Source organism: uncultured Nostoc sp. (assembly GCF_964245445.1).
Taxonomy (GTDB): Bacteria; Cyanobacteriota; Cyanobacteriia; order Cyanobacteriales; family Nostocaceae; genus Nostoc.
The window spans coordinates 1-21,393 of the sequence record NZ_CAXTNE010000052.1; the positions used below are offsets into that span (position 1 = coordinate 1).

The following is a 21,393-nucleotide window of genomic DNA, read 5'->3' on the forward strand; positions in this document are numbered from 1 at the left end:
CCCCAATCCCCAATCCCCAATAACTTTTTATCAATCATGGGTAACAAATATTTGACGTTATCAGAATTGAACCTTGAAGGACAGTTAGTAGGTTTTGTTGGTGGTGAACCAGGAAAATATAAATATTTGCAATTAGCAGTTCCATCTGGAAATGTGGAAATTAAATTGCCTAAAGAGTTGCGCCGTTCTCTGAGTTCATCTTTAGTTCCCGGTCAGCGAGTTCGTGTTTGTGGTCATAGTAAGGTAGATTCGCACACAAGTAAAATAAAAATTAAAGCCTATCGAGTGACACCAATTGATGCGTGTCCAATTCAAAAATTGCCACTCCAACCCAAAGCCAAAATTATGGTGTGTCAAAAGGGCGGTTGCCTCAAACGTGGAGGTAAAAGTTTATTATCAGAATTAGAAAAAACTTTGTGCGATCGCGGTTTGTTAGACAAAGTTAACATTGAACATACTAGTTGCCAAAAATGCTGTGGCAGCGCTCCCAACTGTGTTTTACAGCTTGGTAACAAGAAATACAAGAATATTCATCCAGAAGCGATCGCATCTTTGCTAGAAAGTCACTTAACTTCAGAGCAATAAACTTCTCTAGCTATTCTTAAAATAATACACAACTTTGTAGGGGTAAAAATTTTATCCCTATTTGTTGTTGGTATCGTCTGTATAGCATCCTTGTCAATTAAGATAAAAATAACTCTGCATTCTCGTAGTTGTTATGAGCCTTACCACTGCTAAACGCTTTACTATAGCTGAATATCACCGTCTAGCTGAACTCGGCTTCTTTGAGGAAAATGACCGAGTTGAGTTGATTAAGGGTGAAATAATCCAGATGGCAGCCAAAGGTACACCGCACTCTGTTTGTGAAACACGCTTAGAACGAGAATTATATAAGCTAGTAGGCGATCGTGCAACACTGCGAGGACAACAACCAATTACTTTATCTAACAACAGTGAGCCTGAACCAGATAGAGTAATTGCAAAGAATAGAGATGATGACTATCTAGCAAATCATCCCAACCCATCTAATATTTTACTCTTAATTGAGATTGCCGATTCATCCTTAAAATATGACCAAGAGGAAAAGCTACTTATTTATGCAGAAGCAAATATCTCTGATTATTGGATATTTAATTTAGTAGATAATTATCTGGAGTGCTATAGCGAACCTTATCAAACTTTGCAATTTAAATTCGGTTATCGTCGCAAGTTAATTTATCTGCCAAATGAATCAGTTAAGCTGCCCTGTTTTCTTGATTTAGTTCTAGATTTATCTAAGGTATTTCCAGGTTAATGTATGAGATTGGTGAATTACTCGATTGATGCTTTGTCGGATAAAGAGTTAAAGTGGTCAAAAAGATTAAAGACGCTATTAATCGCGTCTTTAATCTTTACATTATTTGTTTCTAGATTTATCTAAAGTGTTTTTATTACTACTTACACTGTTATCATTGTCTTTGTTTGGGATGAAGTTTTTTCAAGCTTTGAGCGATACAGATCCATCCAAGATACAGTTCTAAACCATTTCCCACGACCTTTTCTGTAAGGCTCTAACATTTCATACTGAAATTTATGTTTGCTAGAGAATGATATATCTACATCTACCAATTTTGCTTGATTACTTAAAGCATGGTTGTGGCTTTTTGAATCTTCTACTTCAGGTAGTAAATGTGTTACTCCGAATAGTTGTCCCAAAGGAGACGTTTTCAGGAAAGCTTGCCTTTGGGCGTGAGTCATAACAACATTTGACCCGGCTTTTATTGTGTTACTGGCCATATAACTTTGGCACTCCTCTTAAGCTTTCTTGTTGATCACAGAAGGATGCGGCTGCTTTCCGCAAGAATCTAAAAGCATATCCATCTTCTCCCGGAGCGATTGTGACAGCCCCTAGATACTCCATCTGCACCTTATTACTATAATAGGACACAGCCGTATCTAGAGCAACCAGGACAACTAGCGGTTCATCTGTTTCTGTTTGACACAACTCCAATCCAACCTTGGTTGCATACCAAATTAACCATTTGCCGATTGGTTCCATGAAGCGTTCAACCCCCTCTCCTCGACTTTTAGGGTGAGCTTCTATCTGTTCTATCTCTAAATACTTTGGAGAACCGGGATAGGGATAAACACCATATCGCACTAATCCCCAGACTTTACCCTTATAAACAAGTTTGACGATGTTTTGACATTCAAAATCGGTATTGTGCCATAAATTCAACCATTTAAAAGTCCAATTAGTAGGCATATCATTTTTTTTAGCTGGAGAAAGCATAGCAATTTCCTCAACTGCCGATTTCATTCGGACTTTTACCTTATAGGAGCCAATGGTAGTCAAGTAAGTTGTATCAACTTTTAGTAGCAATATTTCAGATTTATAGATTATAAATAACTATAGAGTGAGATTGCCATTAACAGTTCAAGAGATTTTATAGACTGCAATGGTGAGGGAGAGAAAGATCCTCACCATCTAATCAGATTAAACCTTCTAACGAGTGCTGTAAATCATTTGTCACATCAGCAACAGCTTGTCTAGCACCCAAACGATTTTCTTTATACGCCGGGTAACGCTCAGAAATAGATATAGCTTCACCCACAGTAATTTTGACTTTCTGCTTACCCAATTGTGGACGCTGTACGGTTTTATTACCTTTTATTTTAGCAATCATTTGCCATAAAATTAAAGTCGTCTCAGCAAACCTTTCTACTGTAGGATTTTCACGAATATAATTACCAGAAACAGCGACAAAACTTTCTACTAAACGCATGTGCCACATCCGTGCATTCGCTTCTTCAGCAATGCGATCGCCTAAAGCTCTTTCAACAGCAGATACTCCTTTTACATCCTTAAAATCTTCTCTAAATATATAATTCCACCCAGCTTGTTCAACCCGCCGACATCGGTCACTCAAAGTACCTTTTGATTGCAAATCAAAATACTGTTCTGATATTAGTAGCGCCGCATTCAACAAAGCTTGTAAATGAACTGCTAACGCTTCATTTCTATCTTCGATTTTCCCTACTACTGTTTTGATATCTGGCAGCTTTAGATGATAAAAGCGCGTGTAAAATTTTTCCATCAACGAAAGTAAATGTTCTGCCAAAGTCAACAACCGGGGATAAAGCGATTCTATAGAAGCATTTTCTGCTGCATTCACAGGTAAACCACTAGCCGCTTCCAATTCACTTAAAAGATTAGCGATCGCATCCCAAGGAGCATCAACGTAACTATATTTAATTCCAACTGGTACAATTAGAACCTGTTGGTCGCGTCCAGCTTTGTGCAAATCTTCAGCACACCAAAAGCCTAATTGGGCGATACCAGGTTCTAGAGGGCTAATATTCTCTGATAAACCATTGGTAGCACCTTCTGGCGCAGCCGCCATCGGGAATTTCCCATTAGCAAACAACTCACGCGCCGAACGTAACCCTGTCCAGTCAGCCTTACCTCGCTGAATCGGAGTACCACCTAAATGAGAAGCAATCCAACCAACGTGGGCACCTGCCCATAGAGGAATGCCGCGATCGTAGATAAAATGAGCATGAATGGGAAATTGTAGTGTTGTACCTTGCGATCGTGCTACCTTTGGCACGAGTTGAGACAGCAAGTAGCCCAAAGAAAACGGATCGTCTGTTTTTGGATGGCGAAATGCCAGCATAAAACGGATCTTACCCTCCTGAAACTGGCGATAGAGATCCACCAGAACCTCTACGTTGTCTGCTTCAATTTCGGTAATAGATGTTTGCCAGTTTATCCAGCTGGGTAGCAACAGATGGACAACTCGTAGTAACAAAGGGTTAAACGCCGGCGGAATAAATTCTAAGGGTGCTTGTGCTTGATAAATTACATTTGCCAAGGTAGTTCTCTCCTAAAGTTGCGATAAAAAAAGGCGGAAAGCTATAAGTAAAAATGAAAAAGAAATAACACTGTGTACTTTGTACTTCATCCTTAATACTTCATACTTTAGTTGACATAGAAATTAGCGATCAAAGAAAGGCTATAAACGATGCGACTGTCACAAATGTTATTCGTTACACTCCGGGATGATCCAGCTGATGCTGAGATTCCTAGTCATAAATTATTACTCCGTGCAGGCTACATTCGTCGCATCGGTAGCGGTATTTATGCTTATTTACCTTTGATGTGGCGGGTATTACAAAAAGTTTCCCAAATTGTGCGGGAAGAAATGAACGCTACAGGCGCACAAGAATGTCTCCTACCACAATTACAACCTGCTGATTTATGGAAGGAATCGGAACGCTGGGACACTTATACCAAAGCTGAGGGGATCATGTTTTCCCTAATTGACCGCCGTGAACAACAATTAGGATTAGGGCCAACTCATGAAGAAGTAATCACAGCGATCGCTCGTGATATGATTCGCTCTTATCGCCAGCTACCCCTACACCTCTACCAAATTCAAACCAAATTCCGTGATGAAATTCGTCCCCGGTTTGGTTTGATGCGCGGACGGGAATTTATTATGAAGGATGGCTACTCCTTCCATGCCGATGAAGCCAGCCTCAAAGAAACTTACCAGGATATGTATAAAGCCTACAGTAATATCCTACGGCGTTCTGGTTTGGCTTTTCGAGCAGTGGAAGCTGATTCTGGTGCAATTGGTGGTTCTGGTTCCACAGAATTTATGATTTTGGCAGAAGCTGGTGAAGACGAAGTTCTTTACACTGAAGATGGTAAATACGCTGCTAACGTAGAAAAGGCTGTTTCTTTACCAATTGACGCCGAAACCTCACGGTTTACAACCTACCAGAAACGCGATACACCTGGAACAGAAACGATTGAAAAGGTGTGTCAACTCCTCAACTGTTCTCCCACTCAATTGGTGAAAAACGTCCTTTATCAGACAGTTTATGATAATGGTGTAACGGTGTTAGTTCTGGTGAGCATCCGAGGCGATCAGGAAGTTAATGAAGTCAAGTTGCAAAATGAATTGACCAAACTAGCTCCTGAGTATAGCGCTAAAACTATTATTAGTTTGAATGTACCAAATGTAGAAGCCCAACAAACATGGACAACTAAATCTCTACCTTTAGGTTACATTGCGTCAGACATCGCAGATGAGTATATTACTGCTAATAAACAGATCCATCCTAAGTTTTTGCGCTTAGTGGATCAAACAGCCGTTGATTTAAAAAACTTTGTTACAGGCGCAAATGAAACTGGTTATCACGTAGTTGGTGCTAATTGGGGTGAGCAATTTAAATTACCAGAACAAGTAGTAGATATTCGTAAGGCAAGACCAGGCGATCGCGCCATCCATAACCCAGAACAAACTCTTGCTAGCGCCCGTGGAATTGAAGCAGGTCACATCTTCCAATTAGGTACTAAGTATTCCCAAGCGATGGAAGCAAATTATACCAATGAACAGGGTGAAGAAAAGCCGCTATTTATGGGTTGTTTTGGCGTAGGTGTATCACGATTAGCGCAAGCTGCCGTAGAGCAATCTTACGATAAAGATGGGATTATTTGGCCAGTTGCGATCGCACCTTATCACGCGATCATCACAATTCCTAACATAAAGGATGCTCAACAAATTGAAATTGCCCAAAAACTTTACACAGAACTCAATTCCAGGGGAATTGAAACCCTACTAGATGACCGCGACGAACGGGCTGGAGTTAAATTTAAAGATGCTGACTTGATAGGCATACCTTATAGAATTGTAACCGGACGGGCGATCATTAATGGCAAAGTCGAAGTTGTAGAAAGAGCAACCCGCAACTCTCAAGAAATTGTCATTGAGGAAGTTACAACCACACTTCACAAGTGGATTACCGCCGCAATTCAGGTAAAAAATTAAACTTCAACATTTACGCAGAGGAATCAATACTTTACTTTGCGTTTCTCTGCGTTTTACTCAGCGTTCCTTTGTGTTGTAAATTTAATCTTTAATCATCTCCAAAAAGAATGAAATTTACATAATTTGGCAGGTGACGAATTAGAAATAGAAATTTTAAAATTGAATCAGGGACTTGCAGAATTAAAAATAATCGCCTTTTGAGGCATAAAGTCTCCTCCAGGTAGCGGGAAACTCTTCAGTTATAAGTATCGTCCTTAACCAGGCTGCTCCTCACATAACTACCATATCAGCCCTCAGTCAGGAAGGTTTTGAACATGAAAGACCAACAAGGATCTAATCGTATTTCTTCAGGCGCAATTGCAGCTGTCTCAGCAGTGGTTGTAGCGGTGGGTGGCGGTGTGGCTTGGTTTACTACACACTCCAGCAATACACCGACACCACCAAACCCCTCTGGGCGCATCGCACAGCCAGCACAGCCATCAACTAGGCAGCCAGCTAATGAGCAAAGCCCTAACGTTTATTGGCTCAGACCAACGGACAAAAATGTTACTTTAGTCCCCCAGCCTGTTAGAGTCGCTTCTATACGACCCAACCAGCCATTAGAAGCAGCTTTCCAAAGTTTGTTAGCAGGTCCAACAGAAGGGACAGATTCCACAACTATCCCCAAAAGAACCAAACTTTTGGGGCTGAAGGCGGAAAATGACGAAGTTCACGTTAATTTATCTGAAGATTTTACCAGTGGCGGTGGAAGCACATCAATGATGGGCCGTGTAGGACAAGTTGTTTATACTGCGACAACTTTAAATCCTAAAGCCAAAGTGTACATTGACGTGAACGGCAAACCATTGGATGTTTTAGGTGGTGAAGGTTTAGAGTTACAACAGCCACTAACTCGTGAAAGCTTTCAAAAAAATTATTCGCTTTAGTCATTAGTCATTACAAAGGACAAAGGACAAATGACAAAGGACAAATGACCTAACGTTTGCTATTTAACACACGAAAATTACGGGCTTGCTGTTCTAACCTTGTGGCAAGGCGATCGCAAACCCGATTACACAAATCAAAAATCATTTCATCTTCCACCCGGTAATAGGCGCAAGTTCCTTCACTGCGGCGGCTAAGGACACCTGCTTGCCACATTACCTTCAGGTGTTTTGATACATTTGCCTGAGAAGTCTGTGTTGCCTCTACCAACTCTTGCACGCATTTTTCTTCATCCCGTAATAAGTGAAGCAGCCGCAGGCGCATCGGCTCACTTAACAGACTAAAGTATTCAGCTACTTGTTGCACCACTTCTGGCGGTAAAGGCAACGTTTGTTTCATCAGGATTAACCCGCAAGGACTGAAGTTTTAACGATGACTCATTTGGGATGACTCATTTCATATATAGATTAATACTTAATCAGGGTTAATTCGCATCAAAGGTTGACCATATTCTACAGCGTCGCCATTTTGCAGAAGAATTTCCATCACCTGTCCAGAGACTTCGGCTTCGATTTCATTCATCAGCTTCATGGCCTCAATGATACAGACAGTTTGACCCTTGCGGACGCGATCGCCTACTTCTACAAATGCTGCTTCTCCCGGCGCAGGAGCGCGATAAAACGTTCCCACCATTGGGGAAGGCACTTCTACTAATCTCTGGTCAAGGGTTGAGGGGGGATTTACTGACAACTGTAATTGTGTGCTAGTTCCAGTATTCTCAAACACGCGAGATGTGGACACCTCCGTTACCTGACTCGTGTTCATCTGGTTTCCCCCAGATGAACCCGATGTCGAGCCAGAACCCACCACACCGCCGAAGGTCGCTTGACCTACCGACAACATCTGATTGCTGACGCTCACAGCCTTACGGACTGTTAGTTCAAAATCATTGCTTTTGAGCGTCACTTCTGCAATATCTGTTTGGGCGATAGTTGCCAGTAGTTGGCGGATTTCATTAAAGTCCAATGGCACAGTTTTTATTACCTCGACCTATCCGTAAATGAGTATCTTAAGTGTGGCAGGGATTAAATCCCTATGTAGGGATTTCCATCGGGAACAAGCATCTCCGTAGAGATGAAAGTTATTCCCTGCTGATATATTTATCTTCCTGAGTATCAACTTTGATGCGTTCTCCTTGAGAAATAAACAAAGGAACCATCACAACTGCACCAGTTTCTAGAGTTGCTGGTTTTGAGCCACCGGTGGCAGTGTCACCTTTTAAACCTGGATCTGTTTGTACAATTTCCAGAACCACAGACTTAGGCAATTCTACTCCTAGCACTTGGTCGCCCCACTTAATAACTTCAGCTTCCATACCTTCCTTGAGGTATTTGACGCGATCGCCAATTTGTTCGCGGGTCAATCTGCCTTCTTCGTAGGTTTCCATATCCATAAAGACGAACTCATCGCCCTCTTTATAGGTATGCTGCATCGTGCTTTTTTCTAGCGTGGCTTGCGGAACTGTTTCCCCGGCTCGGAACGTTTTTTCCATCACGCTGCCACTCTGGACATTTTTTAACTTAGTTCGTACAAAAGCAGAACCTTTGCCTGGCTTGACGTGCAGGAATTCTAGCACTCGCCATACAGACCCATCTAATACAATTGAAACACCGGGTCGAAAGTCGTTACTGGAGATCATGAAACTTTCAAATTTTGGAAGACAATCGGCATTTATTGTACCCTTCTAGGGTCGTCATTGGGCATTTCTCATTAGTCATTAGTCATTTGTCAATTGTACTGAGCGTAGTCGTTGGCGCAGCCTCTCGTAGAGAAGTATTAGTCATTAGTCATTTATCCTCCGCCCTTAACGTGGGAAGATTATTGATGGGTTACGTCCAGTCAACAATCTAATGCTGCATTTGAGTTATCCCATGCTTAACTTATTAAAATCCTGGCTGAAGAACAGCCTAATGGCAATACTGCTGGTAACAATATTTTTAGGCATAACTACATCTGGGTGGACTCCCTCCAGTAGCGCCGCACTGCCATCCGGCAATGCAATTACCGACGGTAAGGCTTTGTTGCGGTATGCACTCCCGATAGATAACAAACCTGTACGGCAATTACAAGCCAGTTTAGAGGACATCTCTGCCCAACTACGGGCGAATCGGCGGTGGAGTGCTATTTCCAACGACATCAGCAAAGCATCCCGCATTCTCGATAAACCCTCCCAAATCTTAACAAGCGTTCCCGAAGAACGCCAACCCCAAGCCGAAGCTTGGATTACCGAGTTGAAATCTGGGGTGGGTAAATTGGAAGAATTGGCAAAGAGTAAAGATAAAGAACAAATTCTCCAAGAGAGAGGCAAACTTTTGAATCTCGTTACTCAGATAGAAGAGTCAATGGTGAAACAATTTCCCTTTGAAGTCCCTATTGAGTACAGTAACTTGCCACAACTTAAAGGTCGTGCCACAGTAGAAATCAAAACCAACAAAGGCGATTTGACCCTGGTAGTAGATGGTTATAGCGCCCCTGTCACTGCTGGTAATTTTGTAGATTTGGTGCAGAGGGGTTTTTATAATGGTTTAGAATTTACCCGTTCTGAAGAATCTTACTTTCTGCAAACTGGAGATCCAGAAGGTAAAAACGTGGGTTTCATTGATCCAAACACAGGTAAATATCGCGCTATTCCCTTAGAAGTCTTAGTTGAAGGTGATAAAGCGCCTACTTATGGCATTACACTAGAAGAAGCTGGTCGTTACATCGATATGCCAGTTCTACCTTTCTCTGCTTTTGGCGCAGTGGTGATGGCTCGTCCCGAAAGTGAAGTGAATGGTGGATCTTCACAATTCTTCTTCTTCCTCTTTGAACCAGAACTCACCCCCGCCGGACGCAACCTATTAGATGGTCGCTATGCCGTGTTTGGCTATCTCACCGAAGGCAAAGAAGTTTTGGATAAACTGAAGGCGGGTGACAAAATTGAATCGGCAACAGTCGTTCAGGGAATAGAAAATCTGGTTGAGCCGCAAACTGCATAAGAAGAGAGCAGGGGGAGCAGGGGGAGAACAATTACTAACTCTTAACTCCTGTACAGACGCGATTAATCGCGTCTCCCCTGATTCAGATTTCCGGCGGTGAATATCTGATCAACTGCGACTGCTAATTCTGGAAAAGTCCGTGATACAATTTTTTGAGTGGCTGTAAAAAGTGTTTCTTCGTAAAATCCATCTTCCAGTAATAACACCGAAATCTTCCCTTCTAGAGGATTTACAATCCAATATTCAGGAACCTCTAAGGCCGCATATTCAGATCGCTTATGGCGATAGTCCCGTTTCACCGACTCTGGACTGACCACCTCGACAATTAGTAACGGCGGTGACTGAAATACTGCTGAGGCATTTAACAATTCTTCGGCTTGTTCCACTGTCACTACACACAAATCGGTCAACCTAGATTTATTTCTACCCGTTCTCACCCCACTTTCCCGAAAACTCAGCCAAGGTAAGCTGCAACGTTTGATTTCTGCATCTAGTAATTGCTCAAGAAATTTGGCAATCAGAAAATGTTCAATAGTAGGTAGATTCATTAGCTCTAGCTTGCTATCCACCAGTTCATAATGGAAACCGTTGCCATCATCATAGGTTAAGTACTCCTCAAATGTGATGCTGGTTACTGGTGTTGTTACCATCCCAACTGACTCCTAGACGATACCCTTATTTGAAACAGTAAAACAAATCATCAGTTTTCTTAGTAATTTTGCAACACGGAAAACCGATTGTGAACAGAGAGTTATCTTCTCAACAAGTACAAGATATTGGAGAACAAGGTCTTTTAGAAAGATTGCAGCGCTTCTGTCCTCCAGAAATTATCGGCGATGACGCAGCAGTTCTGGTGACTGCACCAAAGCAATCTTTAGTAGTAACAACAGATGTGCTGGTTGATGGTGTACATTTTAGCAATGTCACCACTTCCCCAGAAGATGCTGGTTGGCGAGCTGCTGCTGCCAATTTATCAGATTTAGCTGCAATGGGCGCTTCCCCATTGGGAATCACTGTCGGGTTGGGACTCCCCGGTGAAGTTAGGGTGAGTTGGGTTGAACGATTGTACCAGGGAATGACAGAATGCCTGCAAAAATACAATACCTCAATTGTTGGGGGTGATATTGTGCGATCGCCTGTGACTACTCTGGCAATTACTGCTTTTGGTCAAGTTGCCCCTGATCGAATTATCCGCCGTTCTGCTGCTGTAGTGGGAGATGCGATCATCGTTACAGGCGTTCATGGAGCCTCAAGAGCTGGCTTAGAACTGCTCTTGCATCCCGAATTAGGACAAGACCTCAAAAATGTAGAACGCGTGGCTTTAATCCTCGCCCACCAACGCCCACAGCCACGATTAGATGTCTTACCAATCCTCTGGAAAATCTTAACTCCTAACTCCCAACTACCCATTGCTGCTATGGATAGCAGCGATGGTTTGGCAGATGCGATTATTCAAATTTGCCGCGCCAGTAGTGTTGGCGCTATTCTAAAACGAAGAGAAATTCCTGTACCAAAAACTTTTAACCATTGGCTGACACAAGAGCAAGCGCTGGAATATGCTCTATATGGTGGCGAAGACTTTGAATTAGTGCTGTGCTTGCCACAAGAGTTAGCATCAGCCTTAGTGCAACATCTTGGTGAAGGTGCTGCGATCGTAGGCAGCATTACACCCGGATCAACAGTACTATTGCACGACGAACAAAAAAAATTCCCTGACCAAGTTCTGAGTCTTAGCCAAGGATTTCAACATTTTGATTAATAGTCCTTTGTCATTTGTCCTTTGTCACTTGTCTAAAACTAATGACCAATGACCAATGACTAATGACAAATTATTGCCACTTCTCGGCTACTAATTCTGCCAAATCCAAAACTCGTTGGCTGTAACCCCACTCGTTGTCATACCACGCCATAACTTTTACAAGGTCATTACCCATAACCAAAGTCAAGCTAGCATCAACAATGGAAGAAGCATCACTACCTTGATAATCGGAAGATACCAGTTCTAGTTGGCTATAGTCCAAAATGCCTTTGAGTGGCCCTTCGGCAGCATCTTTGAGAGCTTGGTTAACTTCTTCAGTAATAGTACGCTTCTCAACCTGAACTACGAAATCTACCATTGAGACGTTCGGGGTAGGTACGCGCAAGGCAACACCATTTAGTTTGCCTTTGAGGTCTGGGATAACCAGCGCCACTGCTTTTGCTGCACCAGTAGAGGTGGGTACAATGTTAATTGCTGCTGCCCTCGCCCGTCGCAAATCGCGGTGAGAAGCGTCTAGCAAGCGTTGGTCACCTGTATAGCTATGGGTGGTGGTCATCGTACCTTTGATGATGCCAAACTTATCGTTCAACACCTTGGCAATCGGTGCCAAGCAGTTGGTAGTACAGCTAGCGTTACTGATAACGTGGTGTTTGTTGTGGTCATAGTCGTGATGATTCACACCAACCACAAAAGTGCCATCCTCGTTTTTGCCAGGAGCGGTAATCAGAACTTTCTTAGCTCCAGCATTCACATGCTTGAGCGCTCCTTCTTTGCTAGTAAACACTCCTGTTGCTTCGATAATTAGGTCAATTCCCCACTCTTTCCAGGGCAAGTTTTCTGGGTTGCGATCGGATACGCACTTAATGGTCTTACCGTTAACGATGATAGAGTTATCATCGGCACTAATCTCAGCACCCTTGATCTTCCCTAGCATTGAGTCATACTTCAGCAGGTGAGCATTAGTTCTAGGGTCTGAAGTGTCATTAATAGCGACAAGATCGATTTTACTATTCTCTCTACCCACCCAGCAGCGTGCAAAGTTACGTCCAATCCGCCCGAAACCGTTGATTGCAACTCTAATCACAGTGTCTTGCCCTCTGTATTTATGCTTATATGTTGATATCGTTGACCCCAATCATATCGCAAAGGGGGGGGGCACTTATAACGATAAAGTGTTAGATCAATAAAAAAACACATAATTTATTCAGATTTGTTTGAGTAGAGATTGTTGTTAGTGAGATATGATCTGACCGATTCCGGGACTAAATAACGAATTGACTGGCGTTCGCCCTTGGCGTTGACGAAGTCATCGCGGCAAAATTTGCGAATTAGACTTGACGAAACTCCTACTAAAGGTATATCTAAGAGTTGCCAGTGAATGGTAACTGACTGTTCCCTCAGCTGTTGCTCCACTTGCTTGCAGATTAATTTACTTTGAGTTATAGTCTCACCACCTAGCAGTCGGGGTGCTATTAACCAATCACACATTTGTGCTAGTTCGTGTCCACGGTACCAACGGGGTAAAGTTTGGAAAGTATCCAAGCCTACGATCCAGTACCAGTGAGTATTTGGGTAAGAAGCAGATAAGTCCATCAGGGTGTTAATGGCATAGGAAGTCCCAGAGCGATTTGCCTCCATTAGTGAGACAGTAAACGCTGGGTTATCTTCTATGGCTAATTGCAGCATTCCCACACGATGCTCAAATAAAGCTGCTTGTTTGTGAGGAGGATTTAAGGATGGCACCCAAATTACCTTTTCAAGGGATACTTGATGCAAAGCTCTCTCGGCTACCAGCAGGTGTCCCCAATGAATTGGATCAAATGTGCCACCAAAAATTGCTAGTTGTTGCATCCAGTTATGCCTGGGTTTTATGCAATTGAAAAATAGTTTCATTACCAATGTACTATTGTAGTCAATTTATCCCTAAACTGAATGCAATTTAAAATCAGCTTCACTAACAATGTATGATGTAGCCAATTCCAGTAAGGTAGCCAAAAAGATGTATTTGACATTACAAGAATTTCTTTCCCGATGCGACCAAAATTTTCAGAATAATCTTAAAAACAGTTCAGAAATAGGAAAAACCTCCAACCAAGGTAAAATCATTCTGAACAAGCAAAACCAGAGCAGAAATATCATCTGGCCATTAAACATAAACATGATATAGGGACAGTTACGGTAAAAATCAAATTCCTGTTATGATACGCGTGTCATTTGTGATTATGGTGTGGTGTGGTGTAAAAGGAGCAAGAAATGACTAATTCTGTAGATTTTAGTGGTAGACCATTTCATTTCATTGGCATCGGTGGTATAGGTATGTCTGCTCTGGCATACGTTCTCACCAAGCGTCAATTTCCAGTATCAGGTTCGGATCTTCGTCCTAACCACATTACGCACAAATTGGAATCTATCGGCGCTCATATTTTTGGTAGACAAGAGGCAAGCAATCTCGAATTCTTTCGCCCTCAGATATTAGCGAATGCAGTAGTATTAAATTTACAAGAAGAATTACCTACTGTTACTAACTCAATACTGCCTCAAGTCATTTGTTCAACAGCAATTAATACGAATAATTTAGAATACAAAGCAGCGCTAGAATTAGGTTGTCCAATTTTACATCGTTCAGATGTACTAGCAGCTTTAATTGCCGATTACCACAGTATTGCAGTGGCAGGAACACACGGCAAAACTACAACCAGTAGCATGATTGGCTATATGCTTGTGGAAGCAGGTCTAGACCCAACGATTTTAGTAGGTGGTGAAGTCAATGCTTGGTCTGGCAATGCTCGATTGGGACAAAGCCAATATTTGGTAGCCGAAGCAGATGAATCTGATGGTTCCTTGGTAAAACACACTCCAGAGATTGGCATCATCACTAATATTGAACTCGATCATCCAGACCATTACGAGACATTAGAAGAAGTCATTGACATCTTCCAGACATTTGCTAAGGGTTGTAAAACGTTAATAGGTAGCATTGATTGTGCTACAGTGCGCGATCGCTTGCAACCCACAATCAGCTACAGCTTATACTTAGATACCGACGCTGATTACAGCGTTACTAATATTGATTATCGGGCTGATGGCACCACAGCTCTAGTTTGGGAAAGAGGCAAAGCTTTGGGCGTGTTGAAGTTACGCCTGCTAAGTCGGCACAATCTCAGTAATGCTTTAGCAGCAGTAGCTGTTGGTCGCTTCTTGGGCTTAGAATTTGGAGAAATTGCTAAAGGTATCGCCACCTTTGAAGGAGCAAGACGCCGCTTTGAATTCCGGGGTGAAGTCGATGGTATTACCTTCATCGATGACTATGCTCATCATCCTAGCGAGATTCGCGCTACTTTGGCCGCAGCACGCTTACAGGCAAGACCAGGGCAAAGAGTGGTTGCCATCTTCCAACCCCATCGCTATAGCCGTACACTCACCTTTTTAGATGAATTTGCCAATTCCTTTACCCATGCTGATTTGGTTGTGCTGACTGATATTTACAGTGCAGGTGAACCAAATTTAGGGCAAATTACTGGTGAACATCTAGCGGCAGAAATTGCTAAACAGCATTCTCCTGTAGTTTATCAACCAACTTTACCCTCAGTGTGTGAGTTCTTGCTGCAAACACTACGCCCAGGAGACTTGGCGCTGTTTTTGGGGGCTGGGAACTTGAATCAGATAATTCCTGAAATAATTACGACACTTTGCGAACCGGCTAAAGCCACATCTTAAGTGGAGGCTTTGCGAAGTTTTATTTCTGAGCAAAGCGCCCGTCTAGCAACGGTTCCATCTGTGAACTATGTTACCGTATATTTACGGTAAGTAAATGTAAAAATTTTACCAAAAAAGTAAAGATGACCATTTCCCAGGCAGCTGGAAACGTCTGCACAGTTTCTGCTTTGAATACAAAGAAACATCAAACAACTAATTCGGTGGACAGTGAAGTAATTTACTTACCCAATACTGATTGTGCGATTAAGTCCCAGGCTTCCTTGTCAGCGTTTACTTCCTATAGAGTTGGGGGAGCAGCTGATTTGTACGTTGCCCCCCGAGACTTAGAAGCACTGCAAGCAAGTCTTAAATACGCAAAACAACGTAATTTAAAGGTGACAACACTGGGAGCAGGTTCTAACTTGCTAGTGAGCGATCGCGGTATATCAGGTTTAGTCATTGCTACTCGTCATCTCCGCTTCAGCAACTTTGACCCAGAGACAGGTCAATTAACCGTTGCTGCTGGAGAATCAATTCCTAGCTTGGCATTGGCAGCAGCAGAATTAGGATGGCAAGGATTGGAGTGGGCTGTTGGTATCCCTGGAACAGCCGGAGGTGCCGTGGTGATGAATGCAGGGGCACATAATAGCTGTATCGCAGATATGTTAGTTAGTGCCCAGGTACTTTCACCCGATGGTACGTTGGAAACTCTTAGCCCTGATCAGTTAGGTTATAGCTACCGAACTTCATTATTGCAAGGTGGCGATCGCATAGTCACCCAAGCCACATTACAACTCGCGCCAGGTGCAGACCCAGCAAAAGTTGTGGCAATCACCAGAGAACACAAAAAGCATCGTTTGAGCACCCAACCATACAACTTCCCCAGTTGTGGAAGTGTGTTCCGCAATCCCAAACCTTACAGCGCTGGCTGGTTAATTGAACAAACTGGTCTCAAAGGTTACCAAATTGGTGGAGCGCAAGTAGCACAACTTCATGCTAATTTTATTGTTAACCGTGGTGGAGCAAAAGCTAGTGATATCTTCTGTCTGATTCGCCACATTCAACATCAAGTACAAGAACGTTGGTCTATTAATTTAGAACCAGAAGTCAAAATGCTCGGAGAGTTTCAAGGTGCTTGTGGATAGGGAATTGGGAATGGGAGAGATGAGGAGGATGACGGGCATGAGGGAGATGAGGGGGATGAGGAAGAAGAATTAATAACCAATGCCCAATTCCCAATGCCCAATTCCCAATGCCTAATTTCCTACTCTTCACTCCCCACTCTCTAACGCATTAATTATTGGTAAAAAAAGAGGCAAATTACTTACCGCATCTATAATTGAATTTGATTTGTTATTCAACGCATACGCGTAAAACTAATTATGACAGGTAAAGGACAAGGATTCGGCTTTGGCTTAGGAAAAATGAAAGAATTGGCTGACGCTTTTAAAAAAGCGCAGCAAGTTCAAGAAGGCGCAAAGCGACTCCAAGAAGAATTGGAGCAAATGGAGATTCTAGGAGAATCTGGCGGTGGTCTGGTGAAGGTGATTGTCAGTGGTAACCAAGAACCTAAGCGGGTAGAAATTTCTCCAGATGCTCTAGGGGAAGGTGCAGAAGTACTTTCTGATCTAGTGACAGTGGCAATGAAAGAAGCCTACAACAAATCCACAGCAACAATGCGGGAACGTATGGAAGAATTGACCAGTGGACTAGAACTTCCTGGATTTTAGTCATTAGTCATTAGTCATTAGTCATTGGACAAAGGACAAAGGACAAATGACTATTGACAAAGGACAAAAAATATCCATGGCTTACAAGTTGCTATTTGTCTGCTTAGGTAACATCTGCCGATCGCCATCGGCAGAAAACATTATGAATCATCTAATTGAGCAGGCTGGCTTGAGCGAACACATACTTTGTGACTCAGCTGGTACATCTAGCTATCACGTTGGTAGTCCACCTGACAGACGCATGAGTGCTGCGGCTGCTACAAAGTTGGGAATTAAATTACGTGGTCGAGCACGCCAGTTTAAAAAGTCAGACTTTCAAGACTTTGATTTAATTTTAGCGATGGATCAAGAAAATTATGAGAACATCCTCAATCTTGATCAAACTAAGCAGTATCAGCATAAAGTACGTTTGATGTGCGAGTTTTGCTCTCGACACTCCCTGAAAGAAGTTCCAGATCCCTATTACGGTGGTCAAGAGGGATTTAATCGGGTTATTGATTTACTGATCGATGCTTGTGAAGGTCTGCTGACAAAAGTTAGGAGTTATGAGTTATGAGTTAAGAGTTAGGAGTTTTAATTCCTCACTCCTACACAGACGCGATTAATCGCGTCTCTACTCCTAACTTTATTTTATTCCACCAAACCATGCTTTATTGCAAAACGCACTAATTCCGCTCGGTTGCTGGTTGAGGTTTTTCTCAATAAACTGCTAACGTACTTTTCCACTGTGCGAGGACTCAGGTGTAGCTGATGACCCATTTCGGCATTAGAAAGACCATGAGTCAATAACTCTAAGACTTCCTGTTCTCTATGAGTTAGGGATGAGTGCAAGTGGGATTTCTGAATTTGAGTGGAAAGAGAATTATGGGCATCCACCGCTTTTGTCGAGGCGGAAATGCCCAAACTCTCTTTATGAGAAAACCGATACTCCGATTGAATAATTTGCGATCGCTCCAAAAGATTGCGGATTGCTGCTGCTAACTCTTCCAGTTCAAAAGGCTTGGGTAAGAATAAATCGCACCCTGACTGGTAGCCCAAAATTCTTTCTTGGGTCTTAGTTCGGGCTGTTAATAAAATTACAGGTAATAACCGAAACACTGGTTGTTGACGCACCCGACGCACTAGTTCGTAGCCATTCATCTGCGGCATCACAATATCTGTGACAATCAAATCTGGATGATGCTCATCCACCATAACCAAAGCCTCTTGACCGTCATTAGCCGTAATCACTGAGTAGCCAGACAGTTCAAGATAGTCACTAACAGACAGGCGAGTGCCCAAATCATCATCCACTACAAGGATTGTCAAGGGCATGGACAATACACCCCTAGAATTTTTTTACTCAGAAATTTGCTTTTACGCGCTTCATCAGTGAACACAGACAATAATATTCTTATGTTTCATACTATGACAGGATTACTACCTAATGATGTTTTTACGGATGATTTATAAAGAAAATCTTAAATCCTTAGAAAAGGTTAAAGAAGTGTAACTCACCTTTGACTCACTCTCTTTGAGAGGCATAGAAAGCTTTGTCGTTTATAACAACTCATCAATAAAGCACGGTAAATACTACCATAGTATAAATTAATATTAACTTAATAAATAATTTACTAAAAGCTAAGTAGGGATAAATATCTGTTATTTTTTGTCCTTTGTAATTAATTTTTAGCTAATCATTAATGATTATTGGCATCATACCAATTCTTTAGGAAACTACACAAAATCAAGCTAGGTAAAACTTAGGGCTTAAGCCTCAAGTCTTACCTAACTCACAGGTAATCGGTATCATATAACTTAAAGTTGCCAGAAAATTCTTAATTGTGAACTGATAAAAGCTAAATTAGTGATATACAGTTCATAATTTATAGCAGTTCTAAGATACAGCCTATAATTAACAAAAAATCTAAATAATTTTTTAGGTACATTTAAAGCACACAAAATTATCAATGAGCGACAAGAGCGACAGTTACAAAGTTATTAGCGACAACCGCCAAGCCCGTTATTTGTATGAAATTCTAGAAACTTACGAAGCTGGAATTGAGTTGACAGGAACCGAGGTTAAGTCGATTCGTGCGGGTAAAGTCAATCTCCAAGATGGCTATGCTTTGCTTCGCAATGGTGAAGCATGGTTGATCAATGTCCATATCTCGCCTTATAACGCTAGTGGACAATATTTTAATCATGAACCACGGCGTACACGGAAGCTGCTGTTGCATCGCAAAGAACTCCGCAAGCTAATTGGCACAGTAGAACAGCAGGGTTTAACTTTAATCCCTTTGAAAATGTATCTCAAACGTGGCTGGGTAAAAGTAAGTATAGCCCTTGGCAAAGGTAAAAAGCTCCACGATAAGCGAGAAGACTTGAAACGACGCCAAGACCAGCGTGACATTCAACGGGCAATGAAAAACTATTGAGGTGTCAGTGTTGCTGAACTACCACATCAGAGTAAGAAACGGATTGCTGTAAAAAGTATGTTGTATGTCCACAGCGTGAGTTGTGAAAATTCTTAGTTTATAGCCGCAGATTGATTTTCTTAAAGCTGGGAATCGATAAAGTGGTGAGTAACTTCGGATGGCATAAGGAATTGTCAAAACTTATGAAAAGTAATTTCATTACAGCTGTTGGTGCTGGCGTTCTCACCTTGAGTATGGCAGTTTTACCCTTAACTCTATCCGCACAAGCTCAGACGACAACTGACACCGGAGCTAGTACTTCTTCAGGAACGACCAGAACAACCACTTCCGATGATCGCAACGGTTTTGATTGGGGTTGGCTAGGATTAATTGGTCTAGCTGGTTTAGCTGGTTTAACTGGTAAAAAGAGTGGGAACGAACCCACCGCTTACCGCGACCCTAATGCTCCAGGGACCACTACCTACAGAGACTAGACAATTAGAAAATTCACTCAGTTGTCAGTTGTTCAGTAGAAAAACAACTGACAACTTAATCATGTTAGTTTACTGTTGGTTCTAAGTTAGATGAATTTATCTGGTTTTGAGCTAAAGGTATCCAATAGCTAGCAATTAAGGCAACTATGAGCCACCAAAGGGTATTAACTTCAGGACGATACCAGACAGTATCTACGGTTCCATGAGCTAGCATCCCCAACAAAATAGCAATCGCTCCAATTAACCAAAATCCTTCTACACTTCTCAATCGTCTCAGTCGTCGCATTTGTAGAAATGCCGTGTTAAATGTGACAATTATTAGCCAGAGAAAGCAGGCTAAACCAACAAAGCCAGTTTCTAGAGTCACTTCAAACAAAATCGAATAGGCACTCAAAGCAGTATAACGAGGGCGTTGGTAAAGAGGATAAACTTGATTAAAAGAGTTGTGTCCAGGACCAATGCCGAAAATTGGGCGATCGCGAATCATCTCGAAAACAGCATCCCACACATTTCGGCGAAAATTATTACTGCTATCTTGACGGTCAGCAAAAATGCTGAACACTCGTAGGCGCACTGGCTCTACAAATATTACTGCTAGCAACAATATACCGATCAAACCTCCCAAGACAATCGGTAGCGACCAGGTACGCCAAAAACGAGGCATTTCCAAGCTTTTCCAATAAACTAGCAATGCCATCACAGCCAAAATTGCCACCACTAGTCCAATCCAACCGCCACGACTAAAAGTGAGGATCAAGCAGGTAGTATTGACAATTAACATTGTTAATGCTAGGGCTTTTTTGAGCCAGCTTTGCCATGCAAAAATTGCCACTAAGCTAAAAATTACTGCTGGTAAGAGGTATCCAGCCAATAAGTTGGGATTGCCTAAATAACTGTAGACTCTGGTAGTTTTAGACAGAGGAGATTCTGGATCAACCCAAGTTGCCAGTGCTGTGGCTCCAAAAAACCATTGCCGCAACCCATATACGCTGACAATTAACGATACGTGTAGGTAAAGGATGATAATCCAAGACCGGAGGCGAGGCGACCTCAGTATCCTGGCACAAAGGGCAAATAGCAGCAAATACAAGGTTAACGTTCCCAAGTCGTTAAGTGCCGCCTTTTTCACTGGTGATAATGCCGTTGCGATTGCGGCAACCCCCCAGTAGAGCAATACCAGTAAGTGAATGGGAGTGACTGAGGAGATATTTGCTGGTGTTGCTTCATCAGATAAAGTCAACAACAGCCAAAATGCTACACAAGCCACCAGCAACAAGCCCACCAATGTACTCGAAGCAAAAGGTGCAAGCGCATATACTAAACTGAGCAAAGCAGCTGCTATCGCATCTCCCCACTGAATCAAGACGCTGGTTTGCCGCCAAGAACTTAACAGTCCCACCAGAAAACGATGTACGTAACTGGTAGCAAGGTATTCTTTGAGCGGGAAAGATGATAAAGTAAATCGTTGCCAGACTAAATTCATAAAAAACATTGCGATCAATTAGCCTGCCGACGCAGAACTTGGAATTGATCATAA

23 protein-coding genes are annotated in these 21,393 nt (G+C 42.3%); 12 read left to right on the forward strand and 11 right to left on the reverse strand.

The window, feature by feature from the left end; translation table 11 throughout:
- Positions 1 to 36 precede the first annotated feature (36 nt).
- Together ACFE90_RS11785 and ACFE90_RS11790 are read left to right on the forward strand one after the other, a co-directional pair.
- A complete protein-coding gene (locus ACFE90_RS11785) occupies positions 37 to 585 on the forward strand; it encodes an NAD(P)H-dependent oxidoreductase subunit E (protein ID WP_375500699.1) in 549 nt (182 codons plus the stop codon).
- A 133-nt stretch (positions 586 to 718) separates the two neighbouring features.
- Positions 719 to 1,294: a Uma2 family endonuclease gene (locus tag ACFE90_RS11790; RefSeq protein ID WP_375500647.1), complete on the forward strand. Its 576-nt coding sequence runs from the start codon at positions 719 to 721 to the stop codon at positions 1,292 to 1,294.
- 143 nt (positions 1,295 to 1,437) lie between these two features.
- Here ACFE90_RS11790 and ACFE90_RS11795 read toward each other — a convergent pair whose 3' ends face one another.
- From ACFE90_RS11795 to ACFE90_RS11805, 3 genes are all read right to left on the reverse strand, one after another.
- Positions 1,438 to 1,776, reverse strand: coding sequence for a protochlorophyllide oxidoreductase (locus tag ACFE90_RS11795; RefSeq protein ID WP_375500649.1), 339 nt, complete (start codon positions 1,774 to 1,776; stop codon positions 1,438 to 1,440).
- A complete protein-coding gene (locus tag ACFE90_RS11800) occupies positions 1,766 to 2,299 on the reverse strand; it encodes a hypothetical protein (RefSeq protein WP_375500651.1) in 534 nt (177 codons plus the stop codon). The genes ACFE90_RS11795 and ACFE90_RS11800 overlap by 11 nt, the downstream gene beginning before the upstream one ends.
- A 172-nt stretch (positions 2,300 to 2,471) precedes the next feature.
- Positions 2,472 to 3,854, reverse strand: coding sequence for a 1-acyl-sn-glycerol-3-phosphate acyltransferase (locus tag ACFE90_RS11805; RefSeq protein WP_375500653.1), 1,383 nt, complete (start codon positions 3,852 to 3,854; stop codon positions 2,472 to 2,474).
- Between the two features lie 150 nt (positions 3,855 to 4,004).
- Between ACFE90_RS11805 and ACFE90_RS11810 the strand changes: the two genes are divergently transcribed.
- Both ACFE90_RS11810 and ACFE90_RS11815 read left to right on the forward strand, forming a co-directional pair.
- Positions 4,005 to 5,819: a proline--tRNA ligase gene (locus tag ACFE90_RS11810; protein WP_375500655.1), complete on the forward strand. Its 1,815-nt coding sequence runs from the start codon at positions 4,005 to 4,007 to the stop codon at positions 5,817 to 5,819.
- A 314-nt stretch (positions 5,820 to 6,133) separates the two neighbouring features.
- On the forward strand, positions 6,134 to 6,745 hold the full coding sequence (locus ACFE90_RS11815; RefSeq protein WP_375500657.1) for a GerMN domain-containing protein: 612 nt from the start codon (positions 6,134 to 6,136) through the stop codon (positions 6,743 to 6,745).
- Positions 6,746 to 6,794: 49 nt separating this feature from the next.
- Here ACFE90_RS11815 and ACFE90_RS11820 read toward each other — a convergent pair whose 3' ends face one another.
- The 3 genes from ACFE90_RS11820 to efp all read right to left on the reverse strand — a co-directional run bounded on the left by ACFE90_RS11820 (position 6,795) and on the right by efp (position 8,442).
- Complete coding sequence (locus ACFE90_RS11820; protein ID WP_375500659.1) at positions 6,795 to 7,142, reverse strand: ArsR/SmtB family transcription factor; 348 nt, start codon at positions 7,140 to 7,142, stop codon at positions 6,795 to 6,797.
- Between the two features lie 75 nt (positions 7,143 to 7,217).
- Positions 7,218 to 7,775, reverse strand: a complete 558-nt coding sequence (gene accB / locus ACFE90_RS11825) for an acetyl-CoA carboxylase biotin carboxyl carrier protein (protein WP_375500661.1) — start codon at positions 7,773 to 7,775, stop codon at positions 7,218 to 7,220.
- 109 nt (positions 7,776 to 7,884) lie between these two features.
- Positions 7,885 to 8,442 carry an elongation factor P gene (gene efp, locus ACFE90_RS11830; RefSeq protein WP_109012189.1) on the reverse strand — a complete coding sequence of 186 codons (558 nt, stop codon included), beginning with the start codon at positions 8,440 to 8,442 and terminating at the stop codon, positions 7,885 to 7,887.
- Positions 8,443 to 8,674: 232 nt separating this feature from the next.
- On the opposite strand from efp, the gene ACFE90_RS11835 reads away from it, so the two are divergent.
- Entirely contained in the window at positions 8,675 to 9,781 is a 1,107-nt protein-coding gene (locus tag ACFE90_RS11835) for a peptidylprolyl isomerase (RefSeq protein ID WP_375500663.1), read from the forward strand.
- A gap of 62 nt (positions 9,782 to 9,843) precedes the next feature.
- Here ACFE90_RS11835 and ACFE90_RS11840 read toward each other — a convergent pair whose 3' ends face one another.
- A complete protein-coding gene (locus ACFE90_RS11840; RefSeq protein WP_375500665.1) occupies positions 9,844 to 10,431 on the reverse strand; it encodes a Uma2 family endonuclease in 588 nt (195 codons plus the stop codon).
- Between the two features lie 89 nt (positions 10,432 to 10,520).
- Here ACFE90_RS11840 and thiL point away from each other — a divergent pair, with 89 nt between their 5' ends.
- Positions 10,521 to 11,540: a thiamine-phosphate kinase gene (gene thiL / locus ACFE90_RS11845; protein ID WP_375500667.1), complete on the forward strand. Its 1,020-nt coding sequence runs from the start codon at positions 10,521 to 10,523 to the stop codon at positions 11,538 to 11,540.
- A 70-nt stretch (positions 11,541 to 11,610) separates the two neighbouring features.
- Here the strand turns inward: thiL and ACFE90_RS11850 are convergent, their stop codons facing one another.
- On the reverse strand, positions 11,611 to 12,624 hold the full coding sequence (locus tag ACFE90_RS11850) for a type I glyceraldehyde-3-phosphate dehydrogenase (RefSeq protein ID WP_375500669.1): 1,014 nt from the start codon (positions 12,622 to 12,624) through the stop codon (positions 11,611 to 11,613).
- 116 nt (positions 12,625 to 12,740) lie between these two features.
- Positions 12,741 to 13,391: a nicotinate (nicotinamide) nucleotide adenylyltransferase gene (gene nadD / locus ACFE90_RS11855; protein ID WP_375500671.1), complete on the reverse strand. Its 651-nt coding sequence runs from the start codon at positions 13,389 to 13,391 to the stop codon at positions 12,741 to 12,743.
- 402 nt (positions 13,392 to 13,793) lie between these two features.
- Here nadD and murC point away from each other — a divergent pair, with 402 nt between their 5' ends.
- The 4 genes from murC to ACFE90_RS11875 all read left to right on the forward strand — a co-directional run bounded on the left by murC (position 13,794) and on the right by ACFE90_RS11875 (position 17,522).
- Positions 13,794 to 15,257 carry a UDP-N-acetylmuramate--L-alanine ligase gene (murC, locus tag ACFE90_RS11860; protein WP_375500673.1) on the forward strand — a complete coding sequence of 488 codons (1,464 nt, stop codon included), beginning with the start codon at positions 13,794 to 13,796 and terminating at the stop codon, positions 15,255 to 15,257.
- A 122-nt stretch (positions 15,258 to 15,379) separates the two neighbouring features.
- Positions 15,380 to 16,381, forward strand: coding sequence for a UDP-N-acetylmuramate dehydrogenase (murB, locus tag ACFE90_RS11865; RefSeq protein WP_375500675.1), 1,002 nt, complete (start codon positions 15,380 to 15,382; stop codon positions 16,379 to 16,381).
- Positions 16,382 to 16,618: 237 nt separating this feature from the next.
- The gene (locus ACFE90_RS11870; RefSeq protein ID WP_100900466.1) at positions 16,619 to 16,966 is read left to right on the forward strand and encodes a YbaB/EbfC family nucleoid-associated protein; all 348 of its coding nucleotides are present in this window, start codon (positions 16,619 to 16,621) and stop codon (positions 16,964 to 16,966) included.
- Positions 16,967 to 17,042: 76 nt separating this feature from the next.
- On the forward strand, positions 17,043 to 17,522 hold the full coding sequence (locus ACFE90_RS11875; RefSeq protein ID WP_375500701.1) for a low molecular weight protein-tyrosine-phosphatase: 480 nt from the start codon (positions 17,043 to 17,045) through the stop codon (positions 17,520 to 17,522).
- 74 nt (positions 17,523 to 17,596) lie between these two features.
- Here the strand turns inward: ACFE90_RS11875 and ACFE90_RS11880 are convergent, their stop codons facing one another.
- On the reverse strand, positions 17,597 to 18,280 hold the full coding sequence (locus ACFE90_RS11880) for a response regulator transcription factor (RefSeq protein WP_100900464.1): 684 nt from the start codon (positions 18,278 to 18,280) through the stop codon (positions 17,597 to 17,599).
- A gap of 635 nt (positions 18,281 to 18,915) precedes the next feature.
- Between ACFE90_RS11880 and smpB the strand changes: the two genes are divergently transcribed.
- Both smpB and ACFE90_RS11890 read left to right on the forward strand, forming a co-directional pair.
- On the forward strand, positions 18,916 to 19,383 hold the full coding sequence (gene smpB / locus ACFE90_RS11885; protein ID WP_100900463.1) for an SsrA-binding protein SmpB: 468 nt from the start codon (positions 18,916 to 18,918) through the stop codon (positions 19,381 to 19,383).
- Positions 19,384 to 19,565: 182 nt separating this feature from the next.
- On the forward strand, positions 19,566 to 19,856 hold the full coding sequence (locus ACFE90_RS11890; protein ID WP_375500677.1) for a WGxxGxxG family protein: 291 nt from the start codon (positions 19,566 to 19,568) through the stop codon (positions 19,854 to 19,856).
- A gap of 64 nt (positions 19,857 to 19,920) precedes the next feature.
- Here ACFE90_RS11890 and ACFE90_RS11895 read toward each other — a convergent pair whose 3' ends face one another.
- Positions 19,921 to 21,339 (reverse strand): IctB family putative bicarbonate transporter, encoded by a 1,419-nt coding sequence (locus ACFE90_RS11895; RefSeq protein WP_375500679.1) that lies wholly within the window; start codon positions 21,337 to 21,339, stop codon positions 19,921 to 19,923.
- Positions 21,340 to 21,393 lie beyond the last annotated feature (54 nt).